Genomic DNA, 26,160 nt, shown 5'->3' with positions numbered 1-26,160 from the left:
TGATCAACAAGAAGCCGGCGGTCGAGGACGCCAGGAAGCTCACGGGGCCTGAGAAGGCCGCCGTCATCCTGCTGTCTCTGGGCGAGGACCACGGCAAGCTGTGGCAGAACCTGGATGACGACGAGGTCAAGGAAATCTCTCAGGCCATGGCGGGCCTTGGCACGGTCAGCGCCAATGTGGTCGAGGAGCTGCTGATCGAATTCGTGTCTGGCGCCGCCGGCTCGGGCTCGGTCATGGGCAGCTTCGAACAGACGCAGAAGCTGCTGGCCGCCTTCATGCCCGGCGACCGCGTCGAAGGGCTGATGGAGGAGATCCGCGGTCCGGCCGGCCGGACCATGTGGGACAAGCTCGGCAATGTGAACGAGGCCGTCCTCGCCAACTATCTGAAGAACGAATACCCCCAGACGGTCGCGGTCGTCCTGTCCAAGATCAAGCCCGAGCACGCCGCGCGCGTGCTCACCGCCCTGCCCGAGGACTTCGCCCTGGAGTGCGTGCAGCGCATGTTGCGCATGGAGCCGGTGCAGCGCGAGATTCTGGACAAGATCGAACAGACCCTGCGCACCGAATTCATGTCGAACCTGGCCCGCACCTCCAAGCGCGACAGCCACGAGATGATGGCCGACATCTTCAACAGCTTCGACCGCCAGACCGAAGCGCGCTTCATCGGCGCGCTGGAGGAGCGCAACCGCGAGGCGGCCGAGCGCATCCGCGCCCTGATGTTCGTCTTCGAGGACCTGTCCAAGCTGGATCCGGGCGGGGTGCAGACCCTGTTGCGCGCTGTCGAGAAGGACCAGCTGGGCCTGGCGCTGAAGGGCGCGTCGGAATCGCTGCGCGAAATGTTCTTCTCCAACATGAGCGAGCGCGCGTCCAAAATCATGCGCGAGGACATGGAGTCGATGGGCCCGGTGCGTCTGAAGGACGTCGATACCGCGCAGATGGCCATGGTCCAGGCCGCCAAGGATCTGGCCGCCAAGGGTGACATCATCCTGGCCGGCTCGGGCGCTGACGACGAGTTGATCTACTGACATGAGCCAGCCCCTCAACAGCCGCCCCTTCGCCTTCGACACCGAATTCGACGCCTCGGGCGTGGTGGTCGCCGCCTCCAGCTTCCGCCCGGCCAAGCGCTCCTATTCACCGACCGAGGTCGAGGCCTTGGTGGCCCAAGCCCGCATCGAGGCGCGCGAACAGGCCTTGAACGAAACCGCCGGGCTTCAGGCCATGGCCCTGTCGACGGTCGCCCAGTGCGTGTCGGAGTCCGCCGCCGCGCTCGCCGCCGTGTCCGAGGCTCACCGCGCCCAGTCGGCCCAGCTGGCCCTGGCCTGCGGCCGCATTGTCGCCGCCGCCGCCCTGGACCGCCTGCCGACCGGAGCCCTGACGGCCGCGCTGGAAGCGCTGGGCCAGGAGATCGACGCCTCGCCGCGTCTGGTCGTGCGCATGGCCGGTCTGGACGACGACAGCCGCGCCGCCATCGAGCGTCAGTGCGCCGACGCCGGCTTCACCGGCTTGGTCGCCTTTCGCGACGAGCCGGGCCATCCGGCCGCCTTCCAGCTGGAATGGTCCGACGGCCGCGCGGACTTCGCGCCCGACGAGGCCTTCGCCCGAATCTCGACCGCCCTGGACGCCGCCCTGGCGGCCGAGGCCGGCCACGCTGAAAACCTGTCCGAACAAGGTGCCGCCTGATGTCCGACGCCATGTCCCTTGAAGAGTTCACCGACGGCGGGGCCCTGCCCGGCCCGGAAGATCACAGCGAGAAGACCGCCACAGACCTGGCCACCGTCTTCGACGTGCCGGTCAACATCTCGGCGGTGCTGGGGAAGTCGCACATGTCGGTCGCCCAGCTGCTGAAGCTGAACCGCGGCTCGGTGTTGGAGCTGGATCGCAAGGTGGGCGAGGCCATCGACATCTTCGTCAACAACCGCCTGGTCGCGCGCGGCGAGGTGGTGGTGGTCGAAGACCGCCTGGGCGTGACCATGACGGAAATCATCAAGACCGAGGATTCCGGCGCCTGATCGGCCGCCGTTTCTTCGGACAGGACTTAGAGGAGAAGACCCATGCGGCTTCTGGTGGTTGGCAGGCTCAGCGGACAGCTGGCGACGGCGGTGAAGATGGCCATGGCCCACGGCGCCAAGGTCCAGCACGTCGAGCGCGGGGACCAGGCGACCGAACAGCTGCGCCGCGGCCAGGGCGCCGACCTGCTGATGGTCGACTACCGCGTCGACATCGCCGCCCTGATCGCGGCCAATGACGCGGAGCGCATTCATGTGCCGGTCGTGGCCTGCGGCGTGGACGCCGACGCCGCCGACGCCGCCGGGGCCATCCGCGCCGGCGCCAAGGAGTTCATCCCCCTGCCGCCCGAGGCGGACCTGATCGCGGCGGTGCTGTCGGCCGTGGCCGACGACGAGCGGCCGATGATCTCGGCCGACCCGGCGATGAAAGCCGTCATCGGTCTGGCCGATCAGGTCGCGCGGTCCGAAGCGTCCATTCTGATCACTGGCGAAAGCGGCGTTGGCAAGGAGGTGATGGCCCGACACCTGCACACCGGCTCCAAGCGCGCCGACAAGCCGTTCATCAGCGTCAACTGCGCGGCCATTCCCGACAACCTGCTGGAATCCGAACTGTTCGGCCACGAGAAGGGCGCCTTCACCGGCGCCGTGGCCCGCCGCATCGGCAAGTTCGAAGAGGCCGACGGCGGCACCCTGCTGCTGGACGAAATCTCCGAAATGGACGTGCGTCTGCAAGCCAAGCTGCTGCGCGCGATCCAGGAGCGGGTCATCGACCGCGTGGGCGGGACCAAGCCGGTGCCGGTCAACATCCGCATCATCGCCACCTCCAACCGCGACCTGGCCAAGTCGGTGGCTGAAGGCAGTTTTCGCGAAGACCTGCTGTACCGGCTGAACGTCGTGAACCTGCGCCTGCCTGCGCTGCGCGAGCGGCCGGGCGACATCGCTGTGCTGGCCGATCATTTCGTCAAGAAATACGCCGCCGCCAACGGCGTGCCGGTCAAGCCGATCTCGGCCGAGGCCCGCCGCGCCCTGATGGGCCACCGCTGGGCGGGCAACGTCCGCGAGCTGGAGAACGCCATGCACCGCGCGGTGCTGTTGGCGGTCGGACCCGAGATCGATGTCGAGGCCATTCGCCTGCCCGACGGCCAGCCCCTGCTGAACAGCGGCCCGGCGCCCGCAGCCTCCGGTTCGGTCGGCGCGGGCTATGACGCCGGCCCGGCGGGCCGCGCGGCCCAAACGGCCGACGCCCTGTCGCGCGCCCATGTCGGCCAGACCGTGGCGCAGATGGAGAAGAGCTTGATCCTGGATACGCTGCAGCACTGCCTGGGCAACCGCACCCATGCGGCCAACATCCTGGGCATCTCGATCCGCACCCTGCGCAACAAGCTGAACGAATACGCCGACGAGGGGACCGCCATCCCCGCCCCGCAGTCCGGCGTCGCCGCCTCCGGCTACGCGGCCTGACCATGCCCCCCCGCGCGGACCGCAGAAGCATCCTGTTCGCCCTCTCCGCCCTGCCGTTCGCCGGCGTGGGCCTGACCGCCTGCGCGCGCGCCGAAACGGCTGCGCAGAAGCCTGACGCCGCGCCCGAGCTGCTGGACCTGTCCGCGCTCGAGGTTCGCCCCGGCGACCGCCTGGGCTTCGCCGTGCACGACCTGGCCTCGGGTCGTCGCCTGGCCTGGCGCGGCGAAGAGCGGTTCGTCTACTGCTCGACCTTCAAGATGTATCTGGCCGCCGCGACCCTGCTGCGCGTCCAGGCGGGCCAGGAACGCCTCGATCGCGCCATTCCGATCACCCGCGCGGACATGATCAACCACGCCCCGACCACTCAGCCGGCGATCGGTTCGACCCTGACCGTCGAACAACTGATGAAGGGCACGGTCGAGCTCAGCGACAATCCGGCGGCCAACATCCTGATCCGCGAGATGGGCGGTCTGGACGCCCTGCGCGCCTTCTATCGCGGCCTGGGCGACGACAGCACCACCGTCGACCGCCTGGAACCTGAGATGAACCGGTTGGACGGCGACAAGGACACCATCCAGCCGCTGCAGTCCGCCGCCAACATCCGCCGTCTGCTGGTCGATAGCGACACGCCGTTGAACGCGGATTCCAAGGCGCGGCTGATGCGCTGGCTGATCGACACCCCGACCGGGGCGGACCGCATCAAGGCGGGCGCGCCTGACGGCTGGACCGTCGCGCACAAGACGGGCACCGGCGGCTACGGCCCGGTCAACGACATCGGCCTGATCCAGGCCCCCGGCCGTCCGCCCATCGTCATCGCCGCCTATTTCCACGGCGCGCCCGGCGGGTCGGACGCGGCCGGAGAGGCCGCCATCGCCGAAGCGACGCGCCGCGCGCTGGCGGCCCTGGGAACGCCCGCATGACCGACGCCGTGCTGATGAAGGACGGCATGGCGCGCCCCTCGGGCAAGGACGTGCGCGGCTGGCTGCTGCGCGGCGAGGTCGCCATGGCGGTGGGCGTCATCGGCGTCATCCTGCTGCTGATCCTGCCGATTCCGAAGTTCCTGCTGGACGTGCTGCTGGCGCTGTCGCTGACCTCGTCGGTGCTGGTGCTGATGACGGCGGTGGCGATGAAGCGGCCGCTGGACTTCGCCATCTTCCCGACGGTGCTGCTGGTCACCACCCTGTTCCGTCTGGGGCTGAACCTGGCCTCGACGCGCCTGGTGCTGACCCACGGCCACGAGGGCCACGGCGCGGCCGGTCAGGTGATCCAGGCGTTCGGCGCGCTGATGATGGGCGGCAGCTTCATCATCGGCCTGATCATCTTCGCCATCATCCTGGTGGTGAACTTCGTGGTCATCACCAAGGGCTCGACCCGCATCGCCGAGGTCTCGGCCCGCTTCACCCTGGACTCCATGCCGGGCAAGCAGATGGCCATCGACGCCGACCTGTCGTCGGGCCTGATCACCGAGGACCAGGCCAAGCTGCGCCGCAAGGAACTTGAGCAGGAATCGACCTTCTTCGGCGCTATGGACGGCGCCTCGAAGTTCGTGCGGGGCGACGCCGTGGCCGGCCTGATCATCGTCTTCATCAACATCATCGGCGGCATGCTGATCGGCGTGATGCAGCACGGCATGAGCGCCGGCGACGCCGCCAACGCCTATATCCAGCTGACCGTGGGCGACGGCCTGGTGACCCAGGTGCCGGCCATCATCATCTCGATCGCCGCCGGCTTCCTGGTGTCGAAGGCGGGCGTCGAAGGCTCTGCTGACAAGGCGCTGGTCGCGCAGCTGGCGACCAATCCGGTGTCCCTGGGCGTTGTGTCGGCGGCGTCAGGCCTGATCGGCCTGATCCCCGGCATGCCGCTGCTGCCGTTCGCCGCCCTGTCGCTGGGCACCGGCGTGCTGGCCTGGCGGCTGGGTCGGGCGCGGCTCAAGCCTCAGCCGAGCGAGGCGGAGATCGCCGCCGCCAACGCCCCGCCCAAGGAGGACGTCGAGGAGCCGATCGGCACGGCGCTCGCCATCGACGAGGTCAAGATCGAGCTGGGCTATTCGCTGCTGGCGCTTATCAACGACCTGGAGGGCCGCCGCCTGACCGATCAGGTCCGCGCCCTGCGTCGCTCGCTGGCGCAGGAGTACGGCTTCGTCATGCCGTCCGTGCGCATCCTGGACAATATGCGCCTGCCCAGCCAGGGCTACGCCATCCGCATCAAGGAGATGGAGGCCGGCGCCGGAGAGGTCCGCCTGGGCTCGCTGATGGCCATGGACCCGGCCGGACGCCAGGTCGAACTGCCGGGCGAGCACACCAAGGAGCCCGCCTTCGGCTTGCCCGCGACCTGGATCGACGAATCCCTGCGCGAGGACGCCACTTTCCGCGGCTACACCATCGTCGATCCGTCGACGGTGCTGACCACGCACCTGACCGAGATCCTGAAGGAGAACATGGCTGACCTGCTCTCCTACGCCGAGGTGCAGAAGCTGCTGAAGGAGCTTCAGGGCGAGGAGAAGAAGCTGGTCGAGGAGCTGATCCCCTCGGTCGTCACCGTCACCACCCTGCAACGCGTGCTGCAGTCGCTGCTGCGCGAGAAGGTCTCCATCCGCGACCTGGCCTCGATCCTGGAAGGTCTGGCCGAGGCCGCGCCGCACACCTCGTCGGTCACTCAGCTGGTCGAGCACGTGCGCACCCGCCTGGCGCGTCAGCTGTGCTGGCAGCACAAGGGCATGGACGGCGCCCTGCCCATCGTCACCCTGTCGCCCGAGTGGGAGCAGGCCTTCGCCGAAAGCCTCGTCGGCCCGGGCGAGGACAAGCAGCTGGCCATGGCGCCGTCACGGCTACAGGACTTCATCCGCTCGGTGCGCGACGTGTTCGAGCGCGCCGCCATGTCGGGCGAGACCGGCGTGCTGCTGACCAGCCCGCAAACCCGCCCCTACGTCCGCTCGATCATCGAGCGGTTCCGCGGTCAGACGGTGGTGATGAGCCAGAACGAGGTGCACCCCCGCGCTCGTCTGCGCACCATCGGGGCGGTCTGACTGGACAAGCCCGACGCGCGCCGCCAAAGCTTCGGCGCATGAGCTGGGCCTTTCGCCAATCCCTGTCGGCCCTGGGCCGCTTCCTGCGCACCCCGTCGCTCAGCCGCACGATCGTCGCGCTGCTGACGGTGTCTCTGGCCCTGCTGCTCCTGATCAATGCGACGACCATCGTCATGATCCAGCGCACCGCAGCCTTCAACGAGACGGTGGAAGAGGGGCTGCAGATCCGGCTCAAGGCGAAGGACGCGCTGAATCTTCTGGTCGACGCCGAGACGGGCCAGCGCGGCTATCTGCTGACGGGCCGCGAAGAATATCTGCGCATCCACAATGACGCGCTGGAGGCCCTGCCGCCGGTGATGGAGTATCTGGACACCGCCACGCTCGATGACCCGGATCTGGCCCAGCGGCTGGTCCGCGTGCGCGAAATGGCCGACCAGCGCCTGGAAATCATGGAACGCAGCATCGCCCTGTCGCGCGAGGGCCGTATCGGCGAGGCCGTGCAGGTAGTGCGGTCCGGCCAAGGCAAGACGCTGATGGACGCCATGCGCGCCGAGATCGCCGCCATCGATGAGATCAAGGCGACGCGGCTGCAGTTTCGGACCCGTCAGTCGGAATGGGCCTCGGGCTTCACCGCCTTCATCAACGCCATGGGCGGCGTGCTGATCGTCGTCTTCGCGGGAATGAGCCTGTGGCTGATGCGGCGCTACATCTTCGAACTGCAGTCGGCTCGGGATGAAGTGAGCGCGCTGAACGCCGGCCTGGAAAGCAAGGTGCGCGACCGCACCGCGGCCCTGACCCGCGCCAACGAAGAAGTCCAGCGCTTCGCCTATATCGTCAGCCACGACCTTCGCGCGCCGCTGGTCAACGTGATGGGCTACACCTCCGAACTGGAACAGGCCGGCAAGGCCCTGGAGCTGCAGATCAACCGGCTGGAGACGGCCAGCCCCGACCTGATCGAACAGGACGCCGTCATCGCCGTGCGCGAGGACGTGCCCGAGGCCATCGGCTTCATCCGCGCCTCGACCGGCAAAATGGACCGGTTGATCAACGCCATCCTGAAGCTGTCGCGCGACGGACGCCGCAATCTGACGCCAGAAGCGCTGGACATGACCGAGATCGCCCAGACGATCGCCGACAGCGTGCGCCACCAGACCGACGCCGCCGACGCCGAGATCGTGGTCGCCCCCCTGCCTGGCCTGGTCAGCGACCGCCTGGCCGTCGAGCAGATCCTGGGCAACCTGATCGACAACGCCGTCAAATACCTGGACGCCGACCGGCCCGGCCTGATCCGCATCGAGGGCGACGATCTGCCGGGCGGCGCCTGGGTCGAATACCGTGTCATCGACAACGGCCGGGGCATCTCGGATCGCGACCACGAGCGCATCTTCGAGCTGTTCCGCCGCTCGGGCCGTCAGGATCGTCCCGGCGAGGGCCTTGGCCTGGCCTTCGTGCGCAACAGCGCGCGCCGCCTGGGCGGTGACGTCGAAATCGAGTCCGAGCTTGGCAAGGGCTCGACTTTCCGTCTGAAATTCCCCAAACGCCTCGTCCTGTCAGAGACCGGAGACACCCTATGACCACGCCTGTGAAAATCGTCATGGTCGAGGACGACCACGGTCACGCCAAGCTGATCGAAAAGAACATCCGGCGCGCCAACATCTCCAATGAGATCGCCCACTTCGCCGACGGCGGTTCGGCGCTCGACTATCTGTTCTCGCCCGAGGTGCGGGCCAACGGGCCCATGCTGATCCTGCTGGATCTGAACCTGCCGGACATGTCGGGCACCGACATCCTGGAGCGGGTCAAGGGCGACGAGCGCCTGCGCCGCGCTCCGGTCGTCATCCTGACCACCACCGACGACAAGGTCGAAATCCAGCGCTGCTACGACTTGGGCTGCAACGTCTACATCACCAAGCCCGTCGACTACGAAAGCTTCGCCGGCGCCATCCGCCAGCTGGGCCTGTTCCTGTCGGTGATGCAGGCGCCAGAGATTGAGTAATCAGGACCGAGTGAAAGAAACCACCGCCCCCATCCGGCTGCTCTACATCGACGATGACCGCGGCCTCTCGCGGCTGGTCGAAAAGGAGCTGGGCCGCCACGGCTACGCCGTGACCTGCGCGCCTGACGGGGATGCGGGGCTGGAGACGCTGCGCGGCGGCGGCTTCGACATCTGCGCGCTGGACCACTACATGCCCGGCCGCGAGGGGCTGGACGTCTTGCCCGAGATCGTCGCCCTGCCCGAGGCGCCGCCGGTCGTCTATGTCACCGGGGCCCAGGAGGGCCGCATCGCTGTGGCCGCCCTGCGCGCCGGCGCCGCCGACTACGTCATCAAGGACGTTAGCGAGGACTTCACCGCCCTGCTGCGCTCGGCCCTGGAAGACGCCCTGACGCGCCGTCACCTGGAACGCGCCAACGAAGAGGCCCAGGAGCAGGTCCGCATCGCCCGCGACCGCGCCGAGGCCATGCTGCGCGAGGTCAACCACCGGGTCGGCAACTCGCTGCAGCTGGTGTCCAGCTTCATGGCCCTGCAGATGCGCCAGCTGGGCGACGAGGGCGCACGCTCGGCCCTGCGCGAGGCCCAGGCCCGAATCGAGGCCGTGGCCCATGTCCACCGCCGCCTCTACGCCTCGGGCGACATGTCGACCGTGGCGATGGATGAATATCTGTGCGGCCTGATCGACGAACTGGGCAAGTCGGTCGGCCCGGCCGGCGAGGCGCCGCGCCTGACGCTCCAGGCCGCGCCGATCTGCGTCAGCACCGACCAGGCGGTGTCGCTGGGCGTGGTTGTGACCGAACTGGTCACCAACGCCGTCAAATACGCCTATGCACCCGGCGAGACCGGCGAAATCCGCATCATTCTGGAGCAGAGCCCCGACGGCCGCGCCCTGCTGACGGTCGAGGACGACGGCCCCGGCCTGGGCGACGGCTCGGTCAAGGGCACCGGCCTCGGCGGCAAGATCATTTCGGCCATGGCCCAGGGCCTGCGCTCGGCGGTCGAGTTCGACAAGGCGCACAAGGGCGTGCGCGCCCGCATGGCGTTCGACCTGTAGGCTGTCGCCATGCTTGACTTCGGCCCCCGCAATCCCGCCCTGACCTATCGCCACCGCGCCGCCGCCTTCGGCCTGGTCGAGCGCGAGGGCCGGCTGGCCTGTGTGCGGGTCGAGCGTGAGGACGGGGCCTATTTCGACCTGCCCGGCGGCGCCGTGGACGGCACAGAGACCGAGGCCGAAGCCTTGGCGCGCGAGTTCATCGAGGAGACGGGCCTGACCATCACCCCGCGCGACCGCATTGCCGAGGCCGGCCAGCATTTCCTGAAATCGGACGGCGAGCCGGTCTACAATGTCGGCGGCTTCTGGACCGCGGAGGTCTTATCCGAGGACCCTGCCGCCAAGTCCGAGGACGATCATCAGCTCGTCTGGCTGGACCCCGCCTACGCCCTGGCCCACCTTCGCCATGACGCCCACGCCTGGGCCGTCGCGGCCTGGATGAGGCGCTGAGCGTTTAGGTTCCACCGACTAGGTCACGAAACTGTGGCCAGCGCATCCGGAACGCCTTGAGCGAAAAGCCGTTTTCCTCTCCGAAGCGCGGCCATGAGGGCCGGCATTTGGAAGGACGATCAACATGGCCGATCACGACCGAGTCGAAGGCGCCGCCAAGAACATGGGCGGCAAGATCAAGGAAGCCGCAGGCAATGTCACAGGCGACGAAAAGCTGAAAGCCGAAGGCAAGGCCGATCAGGTTGAAGGCAAGGTCCAGAACACCGTCGGCGGCGTGAAAGACGCGCTGCGCGGCAAGGACTGAACCACCGCGCCACTTTGACGACCAAGACGCCGCTCCGAAGGGGGCGGCGTTTTTATTTGCGGACCGGCGCCTGAGATACCGCCGATTGTCCGATTTCTTTGGAACGATCGCGGTCGCCGCCGCTTCCTAAGGGACCACTCCTGGAAGGACCTAACATGTTGAAAATCGGCCTCGCTCTCGGAGCGACGACGCTGCTTCTGGCCGCCTGCGGTCAGTCGGAAACCACCACCACGACCGGCGAAACCGACGGCCCGATCGTCGCGGCGCCCGAATCGCCGATGAACCCGGCGGTCAACACCGACGGAACCCAGACCGGCGCCCTGACGCCCGGCGCCAGCTCCTTCACCAGCGTCCAGGCGCGCGAGGCGATCGAGAAGGCGGGCTACACCGACGTCGGCGAACTGTCTCAGGACGCTCAGGGGGTGTGGTCGGCCCCAGCCATGCGCAACGGCGCGCAGACCACGGTCTCGGTCGACTTCAAGGGCGAAGTGACCGCGCGCTGATCCGCGCACTTCGTCCTGCATCCCATCTATTGAATTCAAGGAGCGCCCCAATGGCGACCACCCTCACCCGGCTGTTTGATTCTCACACCCAGGCGCTGGACGCCGTCTCCGATCTGGAGGCCGCCGGCGTCCGCTCGGACGACATCAGCATCGTGTCGAACAATGCCGACAACTGGCATGCCGATCACAAGCATCCCGAAAAGAACCTGAGCGACGATTCGCGCGGTGAAATCGCCGAAGGCGCCGGCAAGGGCGCGGCCACCGGCGGCGTTCTAGGCGGCGGCGCGGGCGCCCTGGCGGGCCTGGGCATGCTGGCCATCCCGGGCCTGGGCCCTGTGGTTGCGGCCGGCTGGCTGGCTTCCACGGCGGTCGGCGCTGCGGTCGGTGCGGCCGCCGGCGGCGCCACGGGCGGCATCCTCGGTGCGCTGAAGGATGCGGGCCACAGCGATGAAGAAGCCCACGTCTACGCCGAGGGCGTGCGTCGCGGCGGCACCCTGGTCAGCGTCAAAACCGACGAAAGCGACGCCTCGCGCCTGCAGGCCATCCTGGACGGCCGTCGCGGTTACGATGCGGCCACGCGCGGCGCGGCCTATCGCGAGACTGGCTGGTCCGGCTTCGACGCCGGCGCTCCGGCCTACACGACCGACCAGATCGAGCAGGAACGCGCGCGCTACCGTTGATCCGGCGACCATAATGACGAAAGGGGCGGCTCTCGGGCCGCCCCTTTTTTCGTGCCTCTGACGCGTATATGAAACACCCACGCATCATATAGTCGGAGCCAGCCCATGGGCATCGTCAACATCGAGGATGATCTGCACGAACAGCTGCGCCGCGCCAGCAAGGCCTCATGCCGCTCGATCAACGGCCAGGCCGCCTTCTGGATCAGGCTGGGGATGCTGTGCGAGCTGAACCCCGGCCTGTCGTTTCAAGAGCTGATGGCGCGCGAGCTGAAGGCGGCCGGCGTCGACCCGAACCGCACCGCAGCATGATCAAGACGCCGCAAGAGATCGAGCTGATGGCCCAGTCCGGCCGTCTGCTGGCGTCGGTTTTCACCCACCTGGACCAACTGGACCTGATCGGTCTGAACACCTTGGAGATTAACGACAGAGTCGAGACCTTCATCGTCGACGAGCTGAAGGCCCGGCCGGCCAGCAAGGGTCAGTACGGCTATGGCTTCGTGCTGAACAGTTCGATCAACCAGGTCGTCTGCCACGGCGTGCCCTCGACCGACGACGTGCTGAAAGACGGCGACATCGTCAATCTGGACATTACGCTGGAGAAGGACGGCTTCATCGCCGACTCCAGCAAGACCTATCTGATCGGCGCCGTCCACGCCCCCGCGCGCCGCCTGGTGCGGACGACCTATGAGGCGATGTGGAAGGGCATTCGCGCGGTGCGCCCCGGCGCGCGCCTGGGCGACATCGGCCACGCGGTCGAACGCCACGCCAGCCAGGCGGGCTATTCCGTCGTGCGCGACTATTGCGGCCACGGCATCGGGCGCGAGATGCACGAAGACCCTCAGATACTGCACTTCGGAAAGGCGGGGACCGGCCTGACCCTGCGCGAAGGCATGACTTTCACCATCGAACCGATGCTGAACCAGGGCGGCCGCCGGGTCGACACTCTGGACGACGGCTGGACCGTAGTCACCGAGGATGGAAAGCTGTCGGCCCAGTTCGAACACACGGTCGCGGTGACAAAGACCGGCGTGCGCGTCCTGACCCTGCGGCCGGACGAGGCGGGCGCGGCGGGACGGCTGGCTTGACCCTTCAGCGACCTAATGCGGTTGGGGGCTGACCGGGACCGCATAGGCCGCAGCACACTCTGCGATCAGCCGTTCCAGTTCATCGAACAGCGCCGCGTCGGCCGTCTTGAAGTTGAAGCAGCTCTTGCCCTGCATCCGCTTCATCAGGTGCGGTGAAACGCGATCGCGCAATGCGGGCAGGCAGTACAGCGGCATCAGGTGACAGGAGACATAGGCCTTCTTGATCTGCACCGCGGCGAACCAGGCCGGCTCTTGCTTTCCAGGCTCGTTCCAAGGCGTCTTGAGAACCAGATCGCCCGGCGCGTCGCGGGTGACCACCATGGCACCGCCCGCCTTCAACATCCGGCGGCGGAGTTCGACGAAGATGTCCTCGAACGGGGTTGTCATGCGCCGGTCTCAGATCGCAGCCTGCAGGACCAGCAGCACCGCTGCAGCGACGGCGCCGAAACATCCGCACGCAACGATGCCGGCTTCGCCTAGCCGGCCCTCACGCCAGCCCGCCCTCACGCCCAACCACAACGCCTTCATCTCAATGCTCCTGCACAAGGGCTCAGTCCCGGCCGCCCAGATTGATACTCAGGCCCTGCTGTTCGCCTGGGCGGGGCTCGCAGACCTCCTGAAAGCCGACCGCGCCGTCGCGGCCCGCGCGCTGGGGACGGACTTCGCAGCGGCGTTCGGGGGGCGCGGTTGGGGTCGCCTGGCTGGTGCGTTCGCGCGGAAGACATTGGGTCTGATAGCGGCCGGCCTCGCCCGCCGGACCACACTCCTCCATCGGCTGGGTGCGCATCGCGGCCGGCAGGGCGTCCTCGCCCAGTTCGGTTCGAAGCGTCGCGCGCACCCGCGCCTGACAGGCGTCGGCGCCTTCATCGGCGGCGCGGACCAGCGGGCTGCATTGCGACCGCTCCCAGGCGAAGGGATCGGCTCGCCCCCAGTCCGGAACGGTCGAGGCCACGGCGGGTGCGGGTTCAGGCTCGGAAGCCGGCGCGGCCGCCGGCGCGCCCCAGACCACCTGCTGCATCAGTAGTCCCGCCCCCATCATCGCGCCCAGCATCGCCGTTCCTCCCGCGTGTGAGGTCTTACCTTGTCAGGCTGCGCATGGCCCGGTCTAGCCCGTCCAGCGTCAAGGGGAACATCCGCTGCTCCATCACCTCGCCGATCAGGCCGACGGATGCGGTGTAGCTCCAGTATTTCTCGGGCGTCGGGTTCAGCCACACCGACTTGTCCCACTGCTCTCGCGCGCGTTTCAGCCAGACGGCGCCGGCCTCTTCGTTCCAGTGTTCGACCGAGCCGCCGGGCATGGTGACCTCATAGGGGCTCATGGTCGCGTCGCCGACGAAGATGGCCCGCCAGTCGCCGGGGTATTTGTGGATCAGATCCCAGGTCGGCGTGCGCTCGGCGTGGCGGCGGCGATTGTCCTTCCACACCCCTTCGTAGAGGCAGTTGTGGAAGTAGAAGAACTCCAGGTTCTTGAACTCGGTGCGCGCCGCCGAGAACAGCTCCTCGCAGAGCTTCACATGGGCGTCCATAGAGCCGCCGACGTCCAGGAACAGCAGCACCTTGATCGTGTTGCGCCGCTCGGGCCGCATATGGATGTCCAGCCAGCCCTGGCGCGCCGTGCCGTCGATGGTGCCGTCGATATCCAGTTCCTCGGCCGCGCCTTGGCGTGCGAACCGGCGCAGGCGACGCAGCGCCACCTTGATGTTGCGCGTGCCCAGTTCGACCGTGTCGTCCAGATTGCGATACTCGCGTTTCTCCCAGACCTTGACCGCGCGGCCGTGCCGGCCAGGCCCGCCTATGCGCACGCCCTCGGGATTGTAGCCGCCGTGGCCGAAGGGGCTGGTCCCGCCGGTGCCGATCCACTTGTTGCCGCCCTCGTGGCGGCCGTGCTGCTCCTCCAGACGCTGCTTCAGCATCTCCATCAGCTTGTCGAAGCCGCCGAGCGCCTCGATCTCGGCCTTCTCTTCGTCCGTCAGATATTTCTCGTTCAGCAGCCGCAGCCAGTCCTCGGGGATGTCGGCCGACACCTCTTCGCCCGCACCGAGGGTCTCCAGCCCCTTGAAGGCCTTGCCGAAGGCCTGGTCGAACCGGTCGTAGTGCTTCTCGTCCTTGACCAGCACCGCGCGCGACAGGTGGTAGAAGTCCTCGACCCGCCGCCCGGCCAGGTCGCGGTCCATGGCCTCCATCAGGTGCAGCCATTCCTTTACCGACACCGGCACGCGCGCCTGCCTCAGAGCCTCGAAGAAGGGCAGCAGCATCAGCAAGGCTCCGGGCGCGGGATCATGACGACATCCTAGGTCAAAGCCTGCGGCGACTACAGTCGAGACAGGCGGCGGATCGCGCGCCATGATGGAGACCGATGGCGCATCGCGCCGGGAAGACGCTTGCATGGCCCAGACCGAGATCGAGCCCGTCCCGCCGCCCATGAGCCATGGCCGGTTGTTCTGGACCTTCCTGAAATTCGGCCTCACGGCCTGGGGCGGCCCGGTCGCCCAGATCGCCATGATCCGGCATGCCCTGGTCGATCAACAGGGCTGGATCTCCAGCGCCCGCTTCAACCGCCTGCTCGGCGTCATGCAGGCCCTGCCGGGCCCCGAGGCCCACGAGCTGTGCGTTCATCTGGGCATGCGGGCGAAGGGGCGTCTGGGCGGGCTCTTGGCGGGCCTGGGCTTCATGGCGCCGGGCCTGGTGCTGATGATGCTCCTGTCCTGGGCCTATTTCGCCATCGGCATCGACGGCGGCCTGCTGGGCGCCGCCTTTCTGGGCGTGCAGGTGACGGTCATCGCCCTGATCCTGCGCGCCGTGCACAGGATCGGACGGCACGCCTTGACCGATCCCGTGTTGTGGATGGTGGCCCTGGCCTGCGCGATCGCGGCGCTCGTGGGCGCCCCCTTCTGGCTGACATTGCCGGCGGCCGGCGTGGTCTACGCCCTGGCCAGGATGAAGCGCCCGGTTCTGAGCGTCCTGGCCGCCGCCGGGGCCGGGCTTGCCGCCTTGGTCATGATAAGCCAGGGCGAAGCGGTCGGCGTCACGGGTGCGGCCTTTGGCGAAACCTCCCAGCCGGCCACTCTGGCGGGCCTGCTGCTGATCGGGCTGAAGGCGGGGCTGCTGACCTTCGGCGGCGCCTACACCGCCATCCCGTTCGTGCGCGACGATGCGGTGGGGCGCGGCTGGATCAGCGAGTCGCAGTTCCTGGACGGCCTGGCCATATCCGGCGTCCTGCCGGCGCCCCTGATCATCTTCGCCACCTTCGTGGGCTATGCCGCCGGCGGCCCCTGGGGCGCCTTGGCCATGACGCTGGGCGTCTTCGCGCCGGCCTTCGCCTTCTCGCTCATCTTCTACGATCGGCTGGAGGCGCTGGTCGAGAACAGGCAGCTGCACGCCTTGCTTGAGGGGGTCACCGCCGGCGTCGTGGGCCTGATCGCCGCCGCGACCCTGGAGCTTGGGTTCAATCTGGCGACCCGTGTGCAGCCGTTGGCTGTCGCCGCCGGCCTGTTCGCCCTGGCTCTGGCCGTGCTCTACCTCTGGCCGTCGCGGTGGGCGACGCCGGCGGTGGTCGCTCTCGGCGCGGCGGGCGGCGTGGTTCTCCTCTCGAGCTGACCAGCGTTTGACCCCGCCGTTCGCCGCCTGTAGAGGGGCGCCACCCGTTGGGGAGTAGCCGCCGGCAGCGTCATGGCCGGGGTCGCGTCAACACATTCGCCTTCGCCGTTTTCGGCGCGGGCGTGGCGCGATCAGTGAAGCCTTGGCTTCACCTGGCGAGACCAGCGCGTCCTGTCGCCTTGCCGGGCTGACGGAAGGACGCGCGTCTCGTTGCTCGCCCGGCGGAGTATCCCAGTGACCCCAGGCGCCATCGCGATCCTGTCGCTCAGCATGTCCACGGACGCCTTCGCCGCCGCCGTCGGGCGCGGCGCGGCGCATCGTCCGACCTGGCCCGCCGCCGTGCGCGCAGGTCTGGTGTTCGGCGTGATCGAGGCCATCACGCCCATCATCGGCTGGGGCCTGGGCATGATCGCCGCCGGACTAGTGGAGCGGATCGACCACTGGATCGCCTTCGGCCTGCTGGCGGTGGTCGGCGCCAAGATGATCCATGAGGGCCTGAAGAAGACCGACGAGGACGCCCCCCCGCGCCGCGCGGGCGTCTGGCCCCTGATCGCCACGGCGGTCGGCACCTCGATCGACGCCGCGGCCGTGGGCGTGGGGCTGGCCTTCATCGGCGTGAACATCTGGATCATCGCGCTCAGCATCGGCTTCACCACCTTCGTGCTGACCACGGTGGGCATGCGCATCGGCGCGGCCGTCGGCGTGCGCTTCGGCAAGGCGGCCGAGATCATCGGCGGCCTTGCCCTGATCGCCATCGGCTCGCTGATCCTGGCCGAACATACGGGCGTGCTGAGTGGCGGCGTTACGGCCTAGGGCTCCGCCGCCTGGGTCTAGAAGGCGCCCGTCACGGCCAGGCCGATCAGGCCGGCCACGCCGACCGCGATCCGCCACCAGGCGAAGGGCGCAAAGCCGTGGCGCGACACGAAGTCCAGCAGGAACCGCACCACGAACAGGGCCGTCACAAAGGCGGCGATGAAGCCCACCGCGATCAGGCCGACGTCGTTGAAGTCCAGCAGATTGCGGTTCTGGAACAGGTCATAGGCCACCGCCCCGCCCATGGTCGGCAGGGCCAGGAAGAAGGTGAACTCCGCCGCCGAACGCTTGTCCGTGCCCAGCAGCAGGCCTCCGGCGATGGTGGCGCCCGAGCGCGACACGCCCGGCAGCAGCGCCAGGCACTGGAACAGGCCGATCAGCAGATAGACCCGGAACGGATAGGTCTCGGCGTTCAGATAGGTCGGGACCTTCTTCATCCGGTCCAGCAGCAGCAGCAGCACCCCGCCGACGATCAGGGCGATGCAGATGATGGCGGGCGTCTCGAAGAAGACCTCCTTGATGATGTCGTACATCACCACTCCGGCGAAGGCCGCCGGCAGGAAGGCCAGGCCGATGCCGATCAGGAAGTGGCGCACCTTGGGGTCGGTGGGCCAGCGGATGGCCAGCACCCACAGCCGCTTCAGATAGACGCTGATGATGGCCAGGATGGCGCCCAGCTGGATGACGATCTCGAACGTCTTGCCCGTGCTCTGGAAGCCGATGAAATGGCCCAGCAGCAGCAGGTGCCCGGTCGACGACACGGGTATGAATTCGGTTAGGCCCTCGACCAGGCCCAGGATCAGCGCCGACAGCCAGTCCGACATCTCGTCTCCCAAGGTTGAGACCCTTTCCCTAGCGGCTCGCGACCGGGCGCGCGAGACGGGGCTGGCGCCTATTTCGGTTCTCTGTCGCGGTGGTGGCGAGCCGGCGCGATTTGCGCGACAAGGCAGGTCATGAGCACGCCCGCCTCAGACACGCCGCCGCCCGCGCCCGATACCCCGATCGATCCCCTGGCCGCCGGCCGGCTGGCGACGCGCAGGATCACACGCATCTCGGTCGCCGTGGCGCTGGGGCTGATCCTGCTCAAGACCTTCGCCCTAGGCGCCTCGGGGTCGGTGGCCGTGCTGGCGTCGCTGGCGGATTCGGCGCTGGACCTGTTCGCCTCGCTGGCCACCTTCTTCGCCGTGCGCTGGGCCGCCGCCCCGCCCGACGAGCAGCATCGCTACGGCCGCGGCAAGGGCGAGGCCATGGCGGCCCTGGTCCAGGCGGGCCTGGTGTTCGCGTCGGCCATCTTCATCGGCTGGGAGGCGGTTCAGCGCATCGCCGACCCGCGGCCGGTGACTTCGGGCGGCTGGGCCGTCGGGGTCATGGTCATCGCCATCGGGATCACCGCCTGGCTGGTGTGGATGCAGACACGCGCCATCAAGGCCAGCGGCTCGCTGGCCGTGACGGGGGACCGCGCCCACTACAGCGCCGATCTGGCCGCCAATGTCGTGGTGCTGATCGGCCTCGTCTCGGGGGCCTATCTCGGGGCGCCCGGACTGGATGCCGCGGCCGGGCTGATCGTGGCGGTCTGGCTGTTCTGGGGCGCGCTGGGGGTGCTGCGCCCCGCTGCCGACCAGTTGCTGGATCGCGCCGCCCCGGCCGAGGACCGCGCCGCGGTGGCCCAGGCCGTGCTGGCCGATCCGCGCGTCGGCGGGGTGCATCAGCTGCGCGCCCGCCGCTCAGGCCCCGTGCTGATCGTGCAGATGCACGTCGACCTGGACCCCGCCCTGACGCTGGAGCAGGCCCACGCCATCGTAGTGGAGGCCGAGGGCCGCATCGCCGAGCGCTTTCCCGGCGCCGACATCCTGATCCACGCCGACCCCAGGGGCGGGGCTTCGCGCGAGGTCCATGCGTCCCCCTCCGCGCCGAGCGGCCCCTGGTCGTGACGCGGTAAACACGTCCTTAAGCCTGTCGGGCGCAGGACTTTCACACGATGTCCGCGACCGCCGTCCTGTTCCACTTCGCCTTCGACCCCGCCTCTCGCGCGGCGCGTCTGGCGCTGGGCGAAGCCAAGATCGAATTCGAGGAGACGGCCGTTCGCCCGTGGGAGCCCGACTGCCCCCTGGGCGAGATGAACCCCTCGGGCATGCCGCCGGTGCTTCAGGTCACCGAGCGGGGCAAGTCGCTGACCCTGTGCGAGACCGCCGCCATCTTTGGCTGGATCGAGGATCGCGCCAAGGGCGACCTGCTGCTCGCTTCCGACCCCGCCGAGCGCGCCGAGGCGCGTCGCCTAGTCGGCTGGTTCGAGCGCCGTTTCATGGACGAGGTCAACGCCGTGCTGCTGCACGAGCGGATGGAGAAGCCGCTGCTGCGTCTGGGCTCGCCCGACGCCCGGCTGCTGCGCGAGGGGCGCGAGGCGCTGCGCGCCCATCTGGGCGAGCTAGAGCCCCTGGCCTCGGCCCGTGAATGGCTGGCCGGCCGACGGCTCAGCCAGGCCGACCTGGTCGCCGCGGCGCATCTGTCGGTGCTGGACTATTTCGGCGAAGTCAGCTGGGCCAACTGGCCGTCGCTCAAGCTGTGGTACTCCAAGGTCAAGTCGCGGCCCTGCTTCCGCCCCCTGCTCGCCGACCGCTTCGCCGGCTCCCCGCCCTCGGCCTGGTATGACGACCTGGATTTCTAAGGGGTGGATGCCGGACGTCACTCGGCGTGCACCCAGCCGGTCACCGACAGGCGCGGCGCTCGCGCCAGCCGCGAGACGACTGAAACGGCGTGTGCCTGGGGCACCGCGAACACGTTCAAAGCGTTGAACCTGGGTGTGTAGCCCTCGGCGACATGGCCTTCCTCATCGGGAAAGACGAGCACGCCGCCCCAATCAACCAGCCATTCGGGCGTCAGGTTCAGCACATAGGCGTAGAGCCGATGCTGACCCGGCAGGTCGTCCGCATGGGCGGTGGCGAAATGGCCCGGCAGATAGCGTGTCGCCATTGTGTCGGCGAAGGCGATCCGATCATCGCCCGTAAGTTGCCGCATGAACCTGAGGAAGCCTTCGCCGTTGACGAAGTCATGGATCGCGCGCATCGCCGGGGTCACGTCGCGGCCCGCCTCGATGTTGGGGGTCACCCGCACCGCATCGAAGATGTATTTGACGGTGTCGGTGCTGGAATCGATCAACGAGTGCTCAAGGGCTACCCGCTCGTCCGGCGACATCTCGGCCAGTTCGTTCATCGTGATATCGACGTCCTGACCCGGCGCGAGATGGATCGAACGAATCCAGCCATCGGTCTCGCTGACGGTCTGGTGAAGCGCCCTGGCGGAGCTCTTGGTCAGAAAGTCGGGAATGTGAAGGCGACGATGCGCCTTGAAGATGGGCGCATACGCCTGAGGCCGAAGGACGCCGTTGAGACGCAGAGACAAGGGGGGCTGCAAGAGAGACGGCCTCATTCCTGACGCCGCTGCGCGGCCTTGATAGACGCATTCCATGTTCACGGCCCGGCCGCAACGCCCGACGCGCCGCCCGTCCCTGTCACAAGACGAAGCCTCGTCTTGCTTTCGTGCTAATGGCCGCCCGTGAGCGAGCGCCTGAAATCCTTCATCCGCGAGCGGGCCACGGCGCTCGGCTTCGAGGCGTGTCGGTTTGCCTCGGCGTCCGCGCCGTGGGACGCCGGCGAGCGGCTGGCGCATTTCGTGGGCGAGGGCCGGCACGGCGACATGGGCTGGATGGAGACGACGCTGGAGCGCCGCGCCCATCCCACCGCCATGTGGCCCGAGGCGAAGACGGCGGTGGTGCTGGGCCTGAACTACGGGCCGGAGGCCGATCCCCTGCCGCAGATGGCCGATCGGTCGGCGGGCTATCTGTCGGTCTATGCGCGCGGCGACGACTATCACGAGGTCATCAAGGGGCGGCTCAAGATCCTGGCGGGCCAGATGGCGGCCCGCACCGGCCAGGACGTGAAGGTCTTCGTCGACACCGCGCCCCTGATGGAAAAGCCCCTGGCCCAGCGCGCCGGCCTGGGCTGGCAGGGCAAGCACACCAATCTGCTGAGCCGCAGGCACGGCAACTGGCTATTCCTGGGCTCCATTTTGACTACGGCCGAGATCGAGCCGGATGCGCCCGAGGGCGAGCATTGTGGATCGTGCACCGCCTGCCTGGACGCCTGCCCGACCGCCGCCTTTCCCGCGCCGTTCCAGCTGGATGCGCGGCGCTGCCTGTCCTACTTGACCATCGAGTTCGCCGGGCCCTGGCCGGAAGAGTTTCGCGTGGCTACCGGCTCGCGCATCTACGGCTGCGACGACTGTCTGGCGGTCTGCCCCTGGAACAAGTTCGCCTCGGGCGCGCGCGAGGCCCGGCTGCACGCTCGCGAGGCCTTGAACGCGCCGCGTCTGGCGGATCTGCTGGCGCTGGACGACCCGGCCTTCCGCGCCCTGTTCGCCAAGAGCCCGGTCAAGCGCATCGGCCGCGACCGCTTCGTCCGCAACGTGCTCTACGCCGCCGGCAATTCGGGCGATGCAGGCCTGGTCGAGCCGGTCGGCGCCCTGCTGGGCGATCCAGATCCTGTCGTGCGAGACGCCGCAGCATGGGCGTTGAGGCGTCTCGAGGCGGCGGGCCTGGCCTAGCGGCGGCCTATTCCACCGTCACCGACTTGGCCAGGTTGCGGGGCTGATCCACGTCCGTGCCCTTCTGCACGGCCGTGTAATAGGCCAGCATCTGAACCGGCACGGCGTACACCAAGGGCGCGGCCAGGGGGTGGCAGTCCGGCGCGTCCAGGCGCTGGATGTCCGCGCCATGCGGCAGGGGCGCGGTGGTCGGCGTGATCATGATGACCGGGCCGCCGCGCGCCGCGATCTCCTGCAGGTTCGAGGCGGTCTTTTCGAAGATGTCGTCCAGCGGCGCCAGGGCGACGGTCGGCGTCTCCTCATCGACCAGGGCGATGGGGCCGTGCTTCAACTCGCCGGCGGCGTAGCCCTCGGCGTGAATGTAGCTGATCTCCTTGAGCTTCAGCGCGCCCTCCATCGCCAGGGGGAACATGGCGCCCCGCCCCAGGAAAAGGACGTCGCGCGCGCGCGACAGATCGTGCGCCACGGCGCGGATCTGACCATCCATCTGCAAAGCCTCGGCGATCAGGCGCGGCGCCTCGAACAGGGCCCTGACCAGTTCGGCCTCCTGCACGGCGTCGATGCGCCCGCGGGCCACACCGGCGGCGACCGCCAGGGCGAGAAGAGCGGACACCTGGGCCGTGAAGGCCTTGGTCGAGGCGACGCCGATTTCGGGACCGGCATGGGTCGGCCACAGCAGTTCGGCCTCGCGCGCCATGGATGAGGTGTGGACATTGACCACGGCGGCCGTCTTCAGCCCCTGCGCCTTGCACCAGGTCAGGCTGGCCAAGGTATCCGCGGTCTCGCCGGACTGGCTGACCGCGACGGCCAGCGTGCCGGGCGTCAGGGCCGGGGAGCGGTAGCGGAACTCCGATGCGATCTCGACGTCGCACGGCAGGCCGGCGTATCGCTCGAACGCATAGCGGCCGATCTGGCCAGCGTAGAAGGCGGTGCCGCAGGCGACGATCTGGATGCGGTCGATCGTGGCGAAGTCGACCTCCTGAGCCTTGGCGCGAGCCGTCACCAGATCCAGGTAGTGCGACAGGGTGTGCTGGACGCTGTCGGGCTGTTCATGGATTTCCTTTTCCATGAAGTGGCGATAGGCGCCCTTCTCGACCATGGCGGCAGAGGCCGAGACCTGAACGATCGGCCGGTCGGCCAGTGCGCCGGCGGCGTCGAACAGGGTCGCGCCCTCGCGGGTCAGGGCGACGAAATCACCCTCTTCCAGATAGCTGATCTTCTGGGTGAAGGGGCCGACGGCCAGGGCGTCGGAGCCCAGATACATTTCGCCCTCGCCCCAGCCGACGACCAGGGGGCTGCCGCGCCGCGCGCCCAGGATCAGCCCATCCTCGCCCTCGATCAGCACGGCCAGCGCATAGGCTCCGGTCAACCGGTCCAGAGTGGCCTTGAACGCCGCCAGCGGGGCAAGACCCGCAGCCAGCTGGTGATCCAGCAGATGGGCGACGACCTCGGTGTCCGTCTGGCTTTCGAACACACGCCCCTCGACCTCCAGCTCGGTCTTGAGCTCGGCGAAGTTCTCGATGATGCCGTTGTGGACCAGACACACGCGGCCCGCCTTGTGCGGGTGGGCGTTGGGCACGGTCGGCGCGCCGTGAGTGGCCCAGCGGGTGTGGCCGATGCCGACGGTCCCTTCCAGCGGCTCGGCCCTCAGCACCGCCTCCAGGGCCGCGATCTTGCCCTTCGCGCGACGGCGCTCGATCCGACCGCCCATGACGGCGGCGACGCCGGCTGAATCATAGCCGCGATACTCCAGCCGTTTCAGGCTTTCGATCAGACGGGGAACGGCCGGTCCCTGGCCGGTGACGCCGATGATGCCGCACATGGGAAGGCTCCTGGACTGACCCGCGACGCTTTCCGCAGGCTCACTGACGGTCTATGCCGACGTTGAACCCCGCGCTGTAGGAGAAGTCGGCTTCCCGCGCACTTGAAAAGGGGTTTCGCAAGGTTTCCCGGCCAAGAGGATCATCGATGGGCGAGCGCAAATATTTCGGCACCGACGGCATTCGCGGCCGCGCCAACGCCCATCCGATGACCGCCGAAGTGGCGCTGCGCGTCGGTCTGGCCGCAGGCAAGCTGTTCAGCACGGCGGATGACCGCCGCCACCTGGTCGTGATCGGCAAGGACACCCGCCTGTCGGGCTATATGATCGAGCCGGCCCTGGTGGCCGGTTTCGCCTCGGTCGGCATGGACGTGCTGACGTTTGGCCCCGTGCCGACACCGGGGGTAGCGATGCTGACCCGCTCTATGCGCGCCGACCTGGGCGTGATGATCTCGGCCTCGCACAACAACTACGCCGACAACGGCATCAAGCTGTTCGGCCCCGACGGCTACAAGCTGTCGGACGAGATCGAGATGAAGATCGAAGCCATGATGGACCAGGCCCTGGGCCAGGGGCTGGCGCCGTCCGATGGGCTGGGCCGGGTCAAGCGGATCGATGACGCCCAGGCGCGCTATATCGAAATCGCTAAACAGGCCTTCCCCAAGGGGCTTAGCCTCAAGGGCCTGCGCATCGCCATCGATTGCGCCAACGGCGCGGGCTACAAGGTCGCCCCCACCACCCTGTATGAACTGGGGGCCGAGGTCTGTTCCGTCGGCGTAGAGCCGAACGGGCTGAATATCAACGCCGACTGCGGCTCGACCCATCCGACGACCCTGATCGATGCTGTGAAACGCTATCGCGCGGACATCGGCATCGCCCTGGACGGCGACGCGGACCGGGTCATCATCTGCGACGAGAAGGGTCAGATCGTGGACGGCGATCAGATCATGGCCCTGGTCGGCCTGGACTGGGCTCGGCAGGGCCGTCTGGCCGGCGGGGGCGTGGTCGCCACCGTCATGTCCAACCTGGGCCTGGAGCGCAAACTCAAGGGCGAGGGGCTGACGCTGGAGCGCACCAAGGTCGGCGACCGCTATGTCATGGAGCGGATGCGTCAGGGCGGCTTCAACATCGGCGGCGAACAGTCGGGACACATCATCCTGCACGATCACGCCACGACCGGCGACGGCCTGATGGCGGCGCTGCAGGTGCTGGCCGTGCTGGTGGAGTCCGGCCAGCCGATGAGCGAGCTGGCGCGCCAATTCGACCCGGTGCCGCAGCGGCTGGAGAATGTGCGCTACACAGCCGGCAAGCCGCTGGAGGACGCGACCGTCAAGGCCGCCATCGCCGACGCCGAAGCCGCGTTGAACGGCTCGGGCCGACTGCTGGTGCGGCCCTCAGGCACGGAGAAGCTGATCCGCGTCATGGCCGAGGGCGACGACGCGGGTCTGGTCAAGCGGGTGGTTTCGGACGTGGCGGCAGCGGTGAAGGCGGCGGGCTGACCCGCCGCCCCAGCCTTTTAGATCTTCGACAGAATCAGCGTGCCGTTGGTGCCGCCGAAGCCGAAGCTGTTCGACATGACGTGCTTCAGCTCGCCGTCGTGGCGCTCGCGCAGGATCGGCATGCCCTCGAACTCTGGGTCCAGGTTTTCGATGTGCGCGCTTTCGGCCGCGAAGCCGTGGTTCATCATCAGCAGGCAATAGATCGCCTCCTGAACGCCCGCGGCGCCCAGGGAATGGCCCGTCAGCGACTTGGTCGAGGAGATCATCGGCAGGTCGTCGCCGAAGACGTTGCGCACCGCGCCCATCTCCTTGCTGTCGCCGACCGGCGTCGAGGTGCCGTGCGGGTTCAGATAGTCGATGCGCGGATTGCCGGCCATTTCCAGCGCGATCTTCATGCAGCGCTCGGCGCCTTCGCCCGACGGGGCGACCATGTCGTAGCCGTCCGAGTTGGCGCCGTATCCGGTGACTTCGGCGTAGATGGTCGCGCCGCGCGCCTTGGCCCGCTCGTATTCTTCCAGCACCACGATGCCCGCGCCGCCGGCGATGACGAAGCCGTCGCGGTCCTTGTCATAGGCGCGCGAGGCCTTGGCGGGCGTGTCGTTGAAGTTTGAGGACATGGCGCCCATCGCGTCGAACATGTTCGACATGGACCAGTCGATGTCCTCGCAGCCGCCGGCGAAGACCACGTCCTGCTTGCCCCAGGCGATCTGCTCGGCCGCCGCGCCGATGCAGTGGGCCGAGGTCGCGCAGGCCGAGGAGATCGAATAGTTGATCCCCTTCAGCTGGAACCAGGTCGCCAGCACGGCCGAGGGGCCGGACGCCATGGCCTTGGGCACCGCGAACGGGCCGATGCGCTTGGGCGAGCCCTTGTCGATCGTGGTCTGGGCCGCCTGCAGGATGACCTGGGTCGAGGGGCCGCCCTCGCCGACGATCAAGCCGATGCGTTCGTCCTTGATCTCCTCGGCGGACAGGCCCGAATCCTTCAGCGCCTCTTCGAAGGCGATGTGGCCCCAGGCGGTGCCGTTGGCCAGGAAGCGGGCGGCGCGGCGGTCGACCTTGTCGGCCCAATCTGCGGCCGTGGCGCCCATCGACGGCGGCGCCCAGACCTGGGAGCGGAAGCCATGCTGGATGTGATCGGGCGCGGCCTGCACGCCCGACTTGGCGTCGCGCAGAGACGCAGCCACCTCGTCGGCGCCCGTGCCGATGGAAGAGACGATACCCAGACCGGTGACGACGACACGCCGCATGCGGTTTCCTTCAGACCTAGTGAAACAG

29 protein-coding genes are annotated in these 26,160 nt (G+C 68.2%); 21 read left to right on the top strand and 8 right to left on the bottom strand.

All coding sequences use genetic code 11. The features are described 5' to 3' along the window. Nucleotides 1-2: 2 nt before the first annotated feature. From fliG to map, 15 genes are all read left to right on the top strand, one after another. Entirely contained in the window at nucleotides 3-1,025 is a 1,023-nt protein-coding gene (fliG, locus tag ACK4I0_RS08175) for a flagellar motor switch protein FliG (RefSeq protein WP_409609835.1), read from the top strand. 1 nt (nucleotide 1,026) lies between these two features. After that, nucleotides 1,027-1,680: a flagellar assembly protein FlbE gene (locus ACK4I0_RS08170; RefSeq protein ID WP_409609799.1), complete on the top strand. Its 654-nt coding sequence runs from the start codon at nucleotides 1,027-1,029 to the stop codon at nucleotides 1,678-1,680. Next, the gene (gene fliN / locus ACK4I0_RS08165; RefSeq protein WP_409609797.1) at nucleotides 1,680-2,009 is read left to right on the top strand and encodes a flagellar motor switch protein FliN; all 330 of its coding nucleotides are present in this window, start codon (nucleotides 1,680-1,682) and stop codon (nucleotides 2,007-2,009) included. The genes ACK4I0_RS08170 and fliN overlap by 1 nt, the downstream gene beginning before the upstream one ends. 42 nt (nucleotides 2,010-2,051) lie before the next feature. Then, nucleotides 2,052-3,467 (top strand): sigma-54 interaction domain-containing protein, encoded by a 1,416-nt coding sequence (locus ACK4I0_RS08160; RefSeq protein ID WP_409609795.1) that lies wholly within the window; start codon nucleotides 2,052-2,054, stop codon nucleotides 3,465-3,467. 2 nt (nucleotides 3,468-3,469) lie between these two features. Beyond that, nucleotides 3,470-4,387 (top strand): class A beta-lactamase, encoded by a 918-nt coding sequence (bla, locus tag ACK4I0_RS08155; RefSeq protein WP_409609793.1) that lies wholly within the window; start codon nucleotides 3,470-3,472, stop codon nucleotides 4,385-4,387. Then, a complete protein-coding gene (gene flhA / locus ACK4I0_RS08150) occupies nucleotides 4,384-6,492 on the top strand; it encodes a flagellar biosynthesis protein FlhA (RefSeq protein WP_409609791.1) in 2,109 nt (702 codons plus the stop codon). The genes bla and flhA overlap by 4 nt, the downstream gene beginning before the upstream one ends. Before the next feature lie 38 nt (nucleotides 6,493-6,530). After that, a complete protein-coding gene (locus tag ACK4I0_RS08145) occupies nucleotides 6,531-8,066 on the top strand; it encodes a sensor histidine kinase (RefSeq protein WP_409609789.1) in 1,536 nt (511 codons plus the stop codon). Further along, the gene (locus tag ACK4I0_RS08140) at nucleotides 8,063-8,488 is read left to right on the top strand and encodes a response regulator (RefSeq protein ID WP_409609787.1); all 426 of its coding nucleotides are present in this window, start codon (nucleotides 8,063-8,065) and stop codon (nucleotides 8,486-8,488) included. The genes ACK4I0_RS08145 and ACK4I0_RS08140 overlap by 4 nt, the downstream gene beginning before the upstream one ends. A 10-nt stretch (nucleotides 8,489-8,498) precedes the next feature. Beyond that, the gene (locus tag ACK4I0_RS08135; protein ID WP_409609785.1) at nucleotides 8,499-9,539 is read left to right on the top strand and encodes a sensor histidine kinase; all 1,041 of its coding nucleotides are present in this window, start codon (nucleotides 8,499-8,501) and stop codon (nucleotides 9,537-9,539) included. A gap of 9 nt (nucleotides 9,540-9,548) precedes the next feature. Beyond that, nucleotides 9,549-9,986 (top strand): NUDIX domain-containing protein, encoded by a 438-nt coding sequence (locus ACK4I0_RS08130; RefSeq protein ID WP_409609783.1) that lies wholly within the window; start codon nucleotides 9,549-9,551, stop codon nucleotides 9,984-9,986. A 124-nt stretch (nucleotides 9,987-10,110) separates the two neighbouring features. After that, nucleotides 10,111-10,290, top strand: coding sequence for a CsbD family protein (locus ACK4I0_RS08125; protein ID WP_409609781.1), 180 nt, complete (start codon nucleotides 10,111-10,113; stop codon nucleotides 10,288-10,290). A 155-nt stretch (nucleotides 10,291-10,445) separates the two neighbouring features. After that, nucleotides 10,446-10,793 (top strand): hypothetical protein, encoded by a 348-nt coding sequence (locus tag ACK4I0_RS08120; RefSeq protein ID WP_409609779.1) that lies wholly within the window; start codon nucleotides 10,446-10,448, stop codon nucleotides 10,791-10,793. 50 nt (nucleotides 10,794-10,843) lie between these two features. Continuing rightward, a complete protein-coding gene (locus ACK4I0_RS08115; protein WP_409609777.1) occupies nucleotides 10,844-11,473 on the top strand; it encodes a hypothetical protein in 630 nt (209 codons plus the stop codon). Nucleotides 11,474-11,578: 105 nt separating this feature from the next. After that, the gene (locus ACK4I0_RS08110) at nucleotides 11,579-11,782 is read left to right on the top strand and encodes a ParD-like family protein (protein WP_409609775.1); all 204 of its coding nucleotides are present in this window, start codon (nucleotides 11,579-11,581) and stop codon (nucleotides 11,780-11,782) included. After that, nucleotides 11,779-12,558 (top strand): type I methionyl aminopeptidase, encoded by a 780-nt coding sequence (gene map, locus ACK4I0_RS08105; protein WP_409609773.1) that lies wholly within the window; start codon nucleotides 11,779-11,781, stop codon nucleotides 12,556-12,558. Before ACK4I0_RS08110 ends, map begins: the two co-directional genes overlap by 4 nt. A gap of 12 nt (nucleotides 12,559-12,570) precedes the next feature. On the opposite strand, the gene ACK4I0_RS08100 is transcribed toward map, so the two are convergent. From ACK4I0_RS08100 to ACK4I0_RS08085, 4 genes are read right to left on the bottom strand one after another with little or no spacing between them, the layout of a single operon-like run. After that, nucleotides 12,571-12,945, bottom strand: coding sequence for a hypothetical protein (locus ACK4I0_RS08100; protein WP_409609771.1), 375 nt, complete (start codon nucleotides 12,943-12,945; stop codon nucleotides 12,571-12,573). 9 nt (nucleotides 12,946-12,954) lie between these two features. Further along, nucleotides 12,955-13,086 (bottom strand): hypothetical protein, encoded by a 132-nt coding sequence (locus ACK4I0_RS08095; RefSeq protein WP_409609769.1) that lies wholly within the window; start codon nucleotides 13,084-13,086, stop codon nucleotides 12,955-12,957. A 22-nt stretch (nucleotides 13,087-13,108) separates the two neighbouring features. Next, entirely contained in the window at nucleotides 13,109-13,609 is a 501-nt protein-coding gene (locus tag ACK4I0_RS08090) for a hypothetical protein (RefSeq protein WP_409609767.1), read from the bottom strand. 25 nt (nucleotides 13,610-13,634) lie between these two features. Continuing rightward, nucleotides 13,635-14,813, bottom strand: coding sequence for a vWA domain-containing protein (locus ACK4I0_RS08085; RefSeq protein ID WP_409609765.1), 1,179 nt, complete (start codon nucleotides 14,811-14,813; stop codon nucleotides 13,635-13,637). 88 nt (nucleotides 14,814-14,901) lie between these two features. On the opposite strand from ACK4I0_RS08085, the gene chrA reads away from it, so the two are divergent. Both chrA and ACK4I0_RS08075 read left to right on the top strand, forming a co-directional pair. Continuing rightward, nucleotides 14,902-16,155 carry a chromate efflux transporter gene (gene chrA / locus ACK4I0_RS08080; protein WP_409609763.1) on the top strand — a complete coding sequence of 418 codons (1,254 nt, stop codon included), beginning with the start codon at nucleotides 14,902-14,904 and terminating at the stop codon, nucleotides 16,153-16,155. Nucleotides 16,156-16,389: 234 nt separating this feature from the next. Continuing rightward, the gene (locus tag ACK4I0_RS08075; protein WP_409609761.1) at nucleotides 16,390-16,968 is read left to right on the top strand and encodes a manganese efflux pump MntP family protein; all 579 of its coding nucleotides are present in this window, start codon (nucleotides 16,390-16,392) and stop codon (nucleotides 16,966-16,968) included. A 17-nt stretch (nucleotides 16,969-16,985) separates the two neighbouring features. Here the strand turns inward: ACK4I0_RS08075 and ACK4I0_RS08070 are convergent, their stop codons facing one another. After that, the gene (locus tag ACK4I0_RS08070; protein ID WP_409609759.1) at nucleotides 16,986-17,792 is read right to left on the bottom strand and encodes an undecaprenyl-diphosphate phosphatase; all 807 of its coding nucleotides are present in this window, start codon (nucleotides 17,790-17,792) and stop codon (nucleotides 16,986-16,988) included. Nucleotides 17,793-17,921: 129 nt separating this feature from the next. On the opposite strand from ACK4I0_RS08070, the gene ACK4I0_RS08065 reads away from it, so the two are divergent. Together ACK4I0_RS08065 and ACK4I0_RS08060 are read left to right on the top strand one after the other, a co-directional pair. Then, nucleotides 17,922-18,899, top strand: a complete 978-nt coding sequence (locus ACK4I0_RS08065) for a cation diffusion facilitator family transporter (protein ID WP_409609757.1) — start codon at nucleotides 17,922-17,924, stop codon at nucleotides 18,897-18,899. A gap of 47 nt (nucleotides 18,900-18,946) precedes the next feature. Beyond that, nucleotides 18,947-19,633 carry a glutathione S-transferase family protein gene (locus tag ACK4I0_RS08060; protein ID WP_409609755.1) on the top strand — a complete coding sequence of 229 codons (687 nt, stop codon included), beginning with the start codon at nucleotides 18,947-18,949 and terminating at the stop codon, nucleotides 19,631-19,633. A 17-nt stretch (nucleotides 19,634-19,650) separates the two neighbouring features. Here the strand turns inward: ACK4I0_RS08060 and ACK4I0_RS08055 are convergent, their stop codons facing one another. Further along, nucleotides 19,651-20,367 carry a 2OG-Fe(II) oxygenase gene (locus tag ACK4I0_RS08055; protein ID WP_409609753.1) on the bottom strand — a complete coding sequence of 239 codons (717 nt, stop codon included), beginning with the start codon at nucleotides 20,365-20,367 and terminating at the stop codon, nucleotides 19,651-19,653. A gap of 153 nt (nucleotides 20,368-20,520) precedes the next feature. On the opposite strand from ACK4I0_RS08055, the gene queG reads away from it, so the two are divergent. Continuing rightward, nucleotides 20,521-21,567, top strand: a complete 1,047-nt coding sequence (gene queG / locus ACK4I0_RS08050; protein WP_409609751.1) for a tRNA epoxyqueuosine(34) reductase QueG — start codon at nucleotides 20,521-20,523, stop codon at nucleotides 21,565-21,567. Between the two features lie 7 nt (nucleotides 21,568-21,574). On the opposite strand, the gene glmS is transcribed toward queG, so the two are convergent. Next, nucleotides 21,575-23,389 (bottom strand): glutamine--fructose-6-phosphate transaminase (isomerizing), encoded by a 1,815-nt coding sequence (gene glmS, locus ACK4I0_RS08045; RefSeq protein ID WP_409609749.1) that lies wholly within the window; start codon nucleotides 23,387-23,389, stop codon nucleotides 21,575-21,577. A 146-nt stretch (nucleotides 23,390-23,535) separates the two neighbouring features. Between glmS and glmM the strand changes: the two genes are divergently transcribed. Then, on the top strand, nucleotides 23,536-24,885 hold the full coding sequence (glmM, locus tag ACK4I0_RS08040; protein ID WP_409609747.1) for a phosphoglucosamine mutase: 1,350 nt from the start codon (nucleotides 23,536-23,538) through the stop codon (nucleotides 24,883-24,885). A gap of 17 nt (nucleotides 24,886-24,902) precedes the next feature. Here the strand turns inward: glmM and fabB are convergent, their stop codons facing one another. Further along, a complete protein-coding gene (gene fabB, locus ACK4I0_RS08035; protein ID WP_409609745.1) occupies nucleotides 24,903-26,132 on the bottom strand; it encodes a beta-ketoacyl-ACP synthase I in 1,230 nt (409 codons plus the stop codon). Nucleotides 26,133-26,160: the final 28 nt, after the last annotated feature.

The organism is Brevundimonas sp. (genome assembly GCF_046295775.1).
Classification (GTDB): domain Bacteria; phylum Pseudomonadota; class Alphaproteobacteria; order Caulobacterales; family Caulobacteraceae; genus Brevundimonas.
Note: the sequence above shows the minus strand (reverse complement) of the source record. Positions and strands in the feature narration are given on the sequence as shown.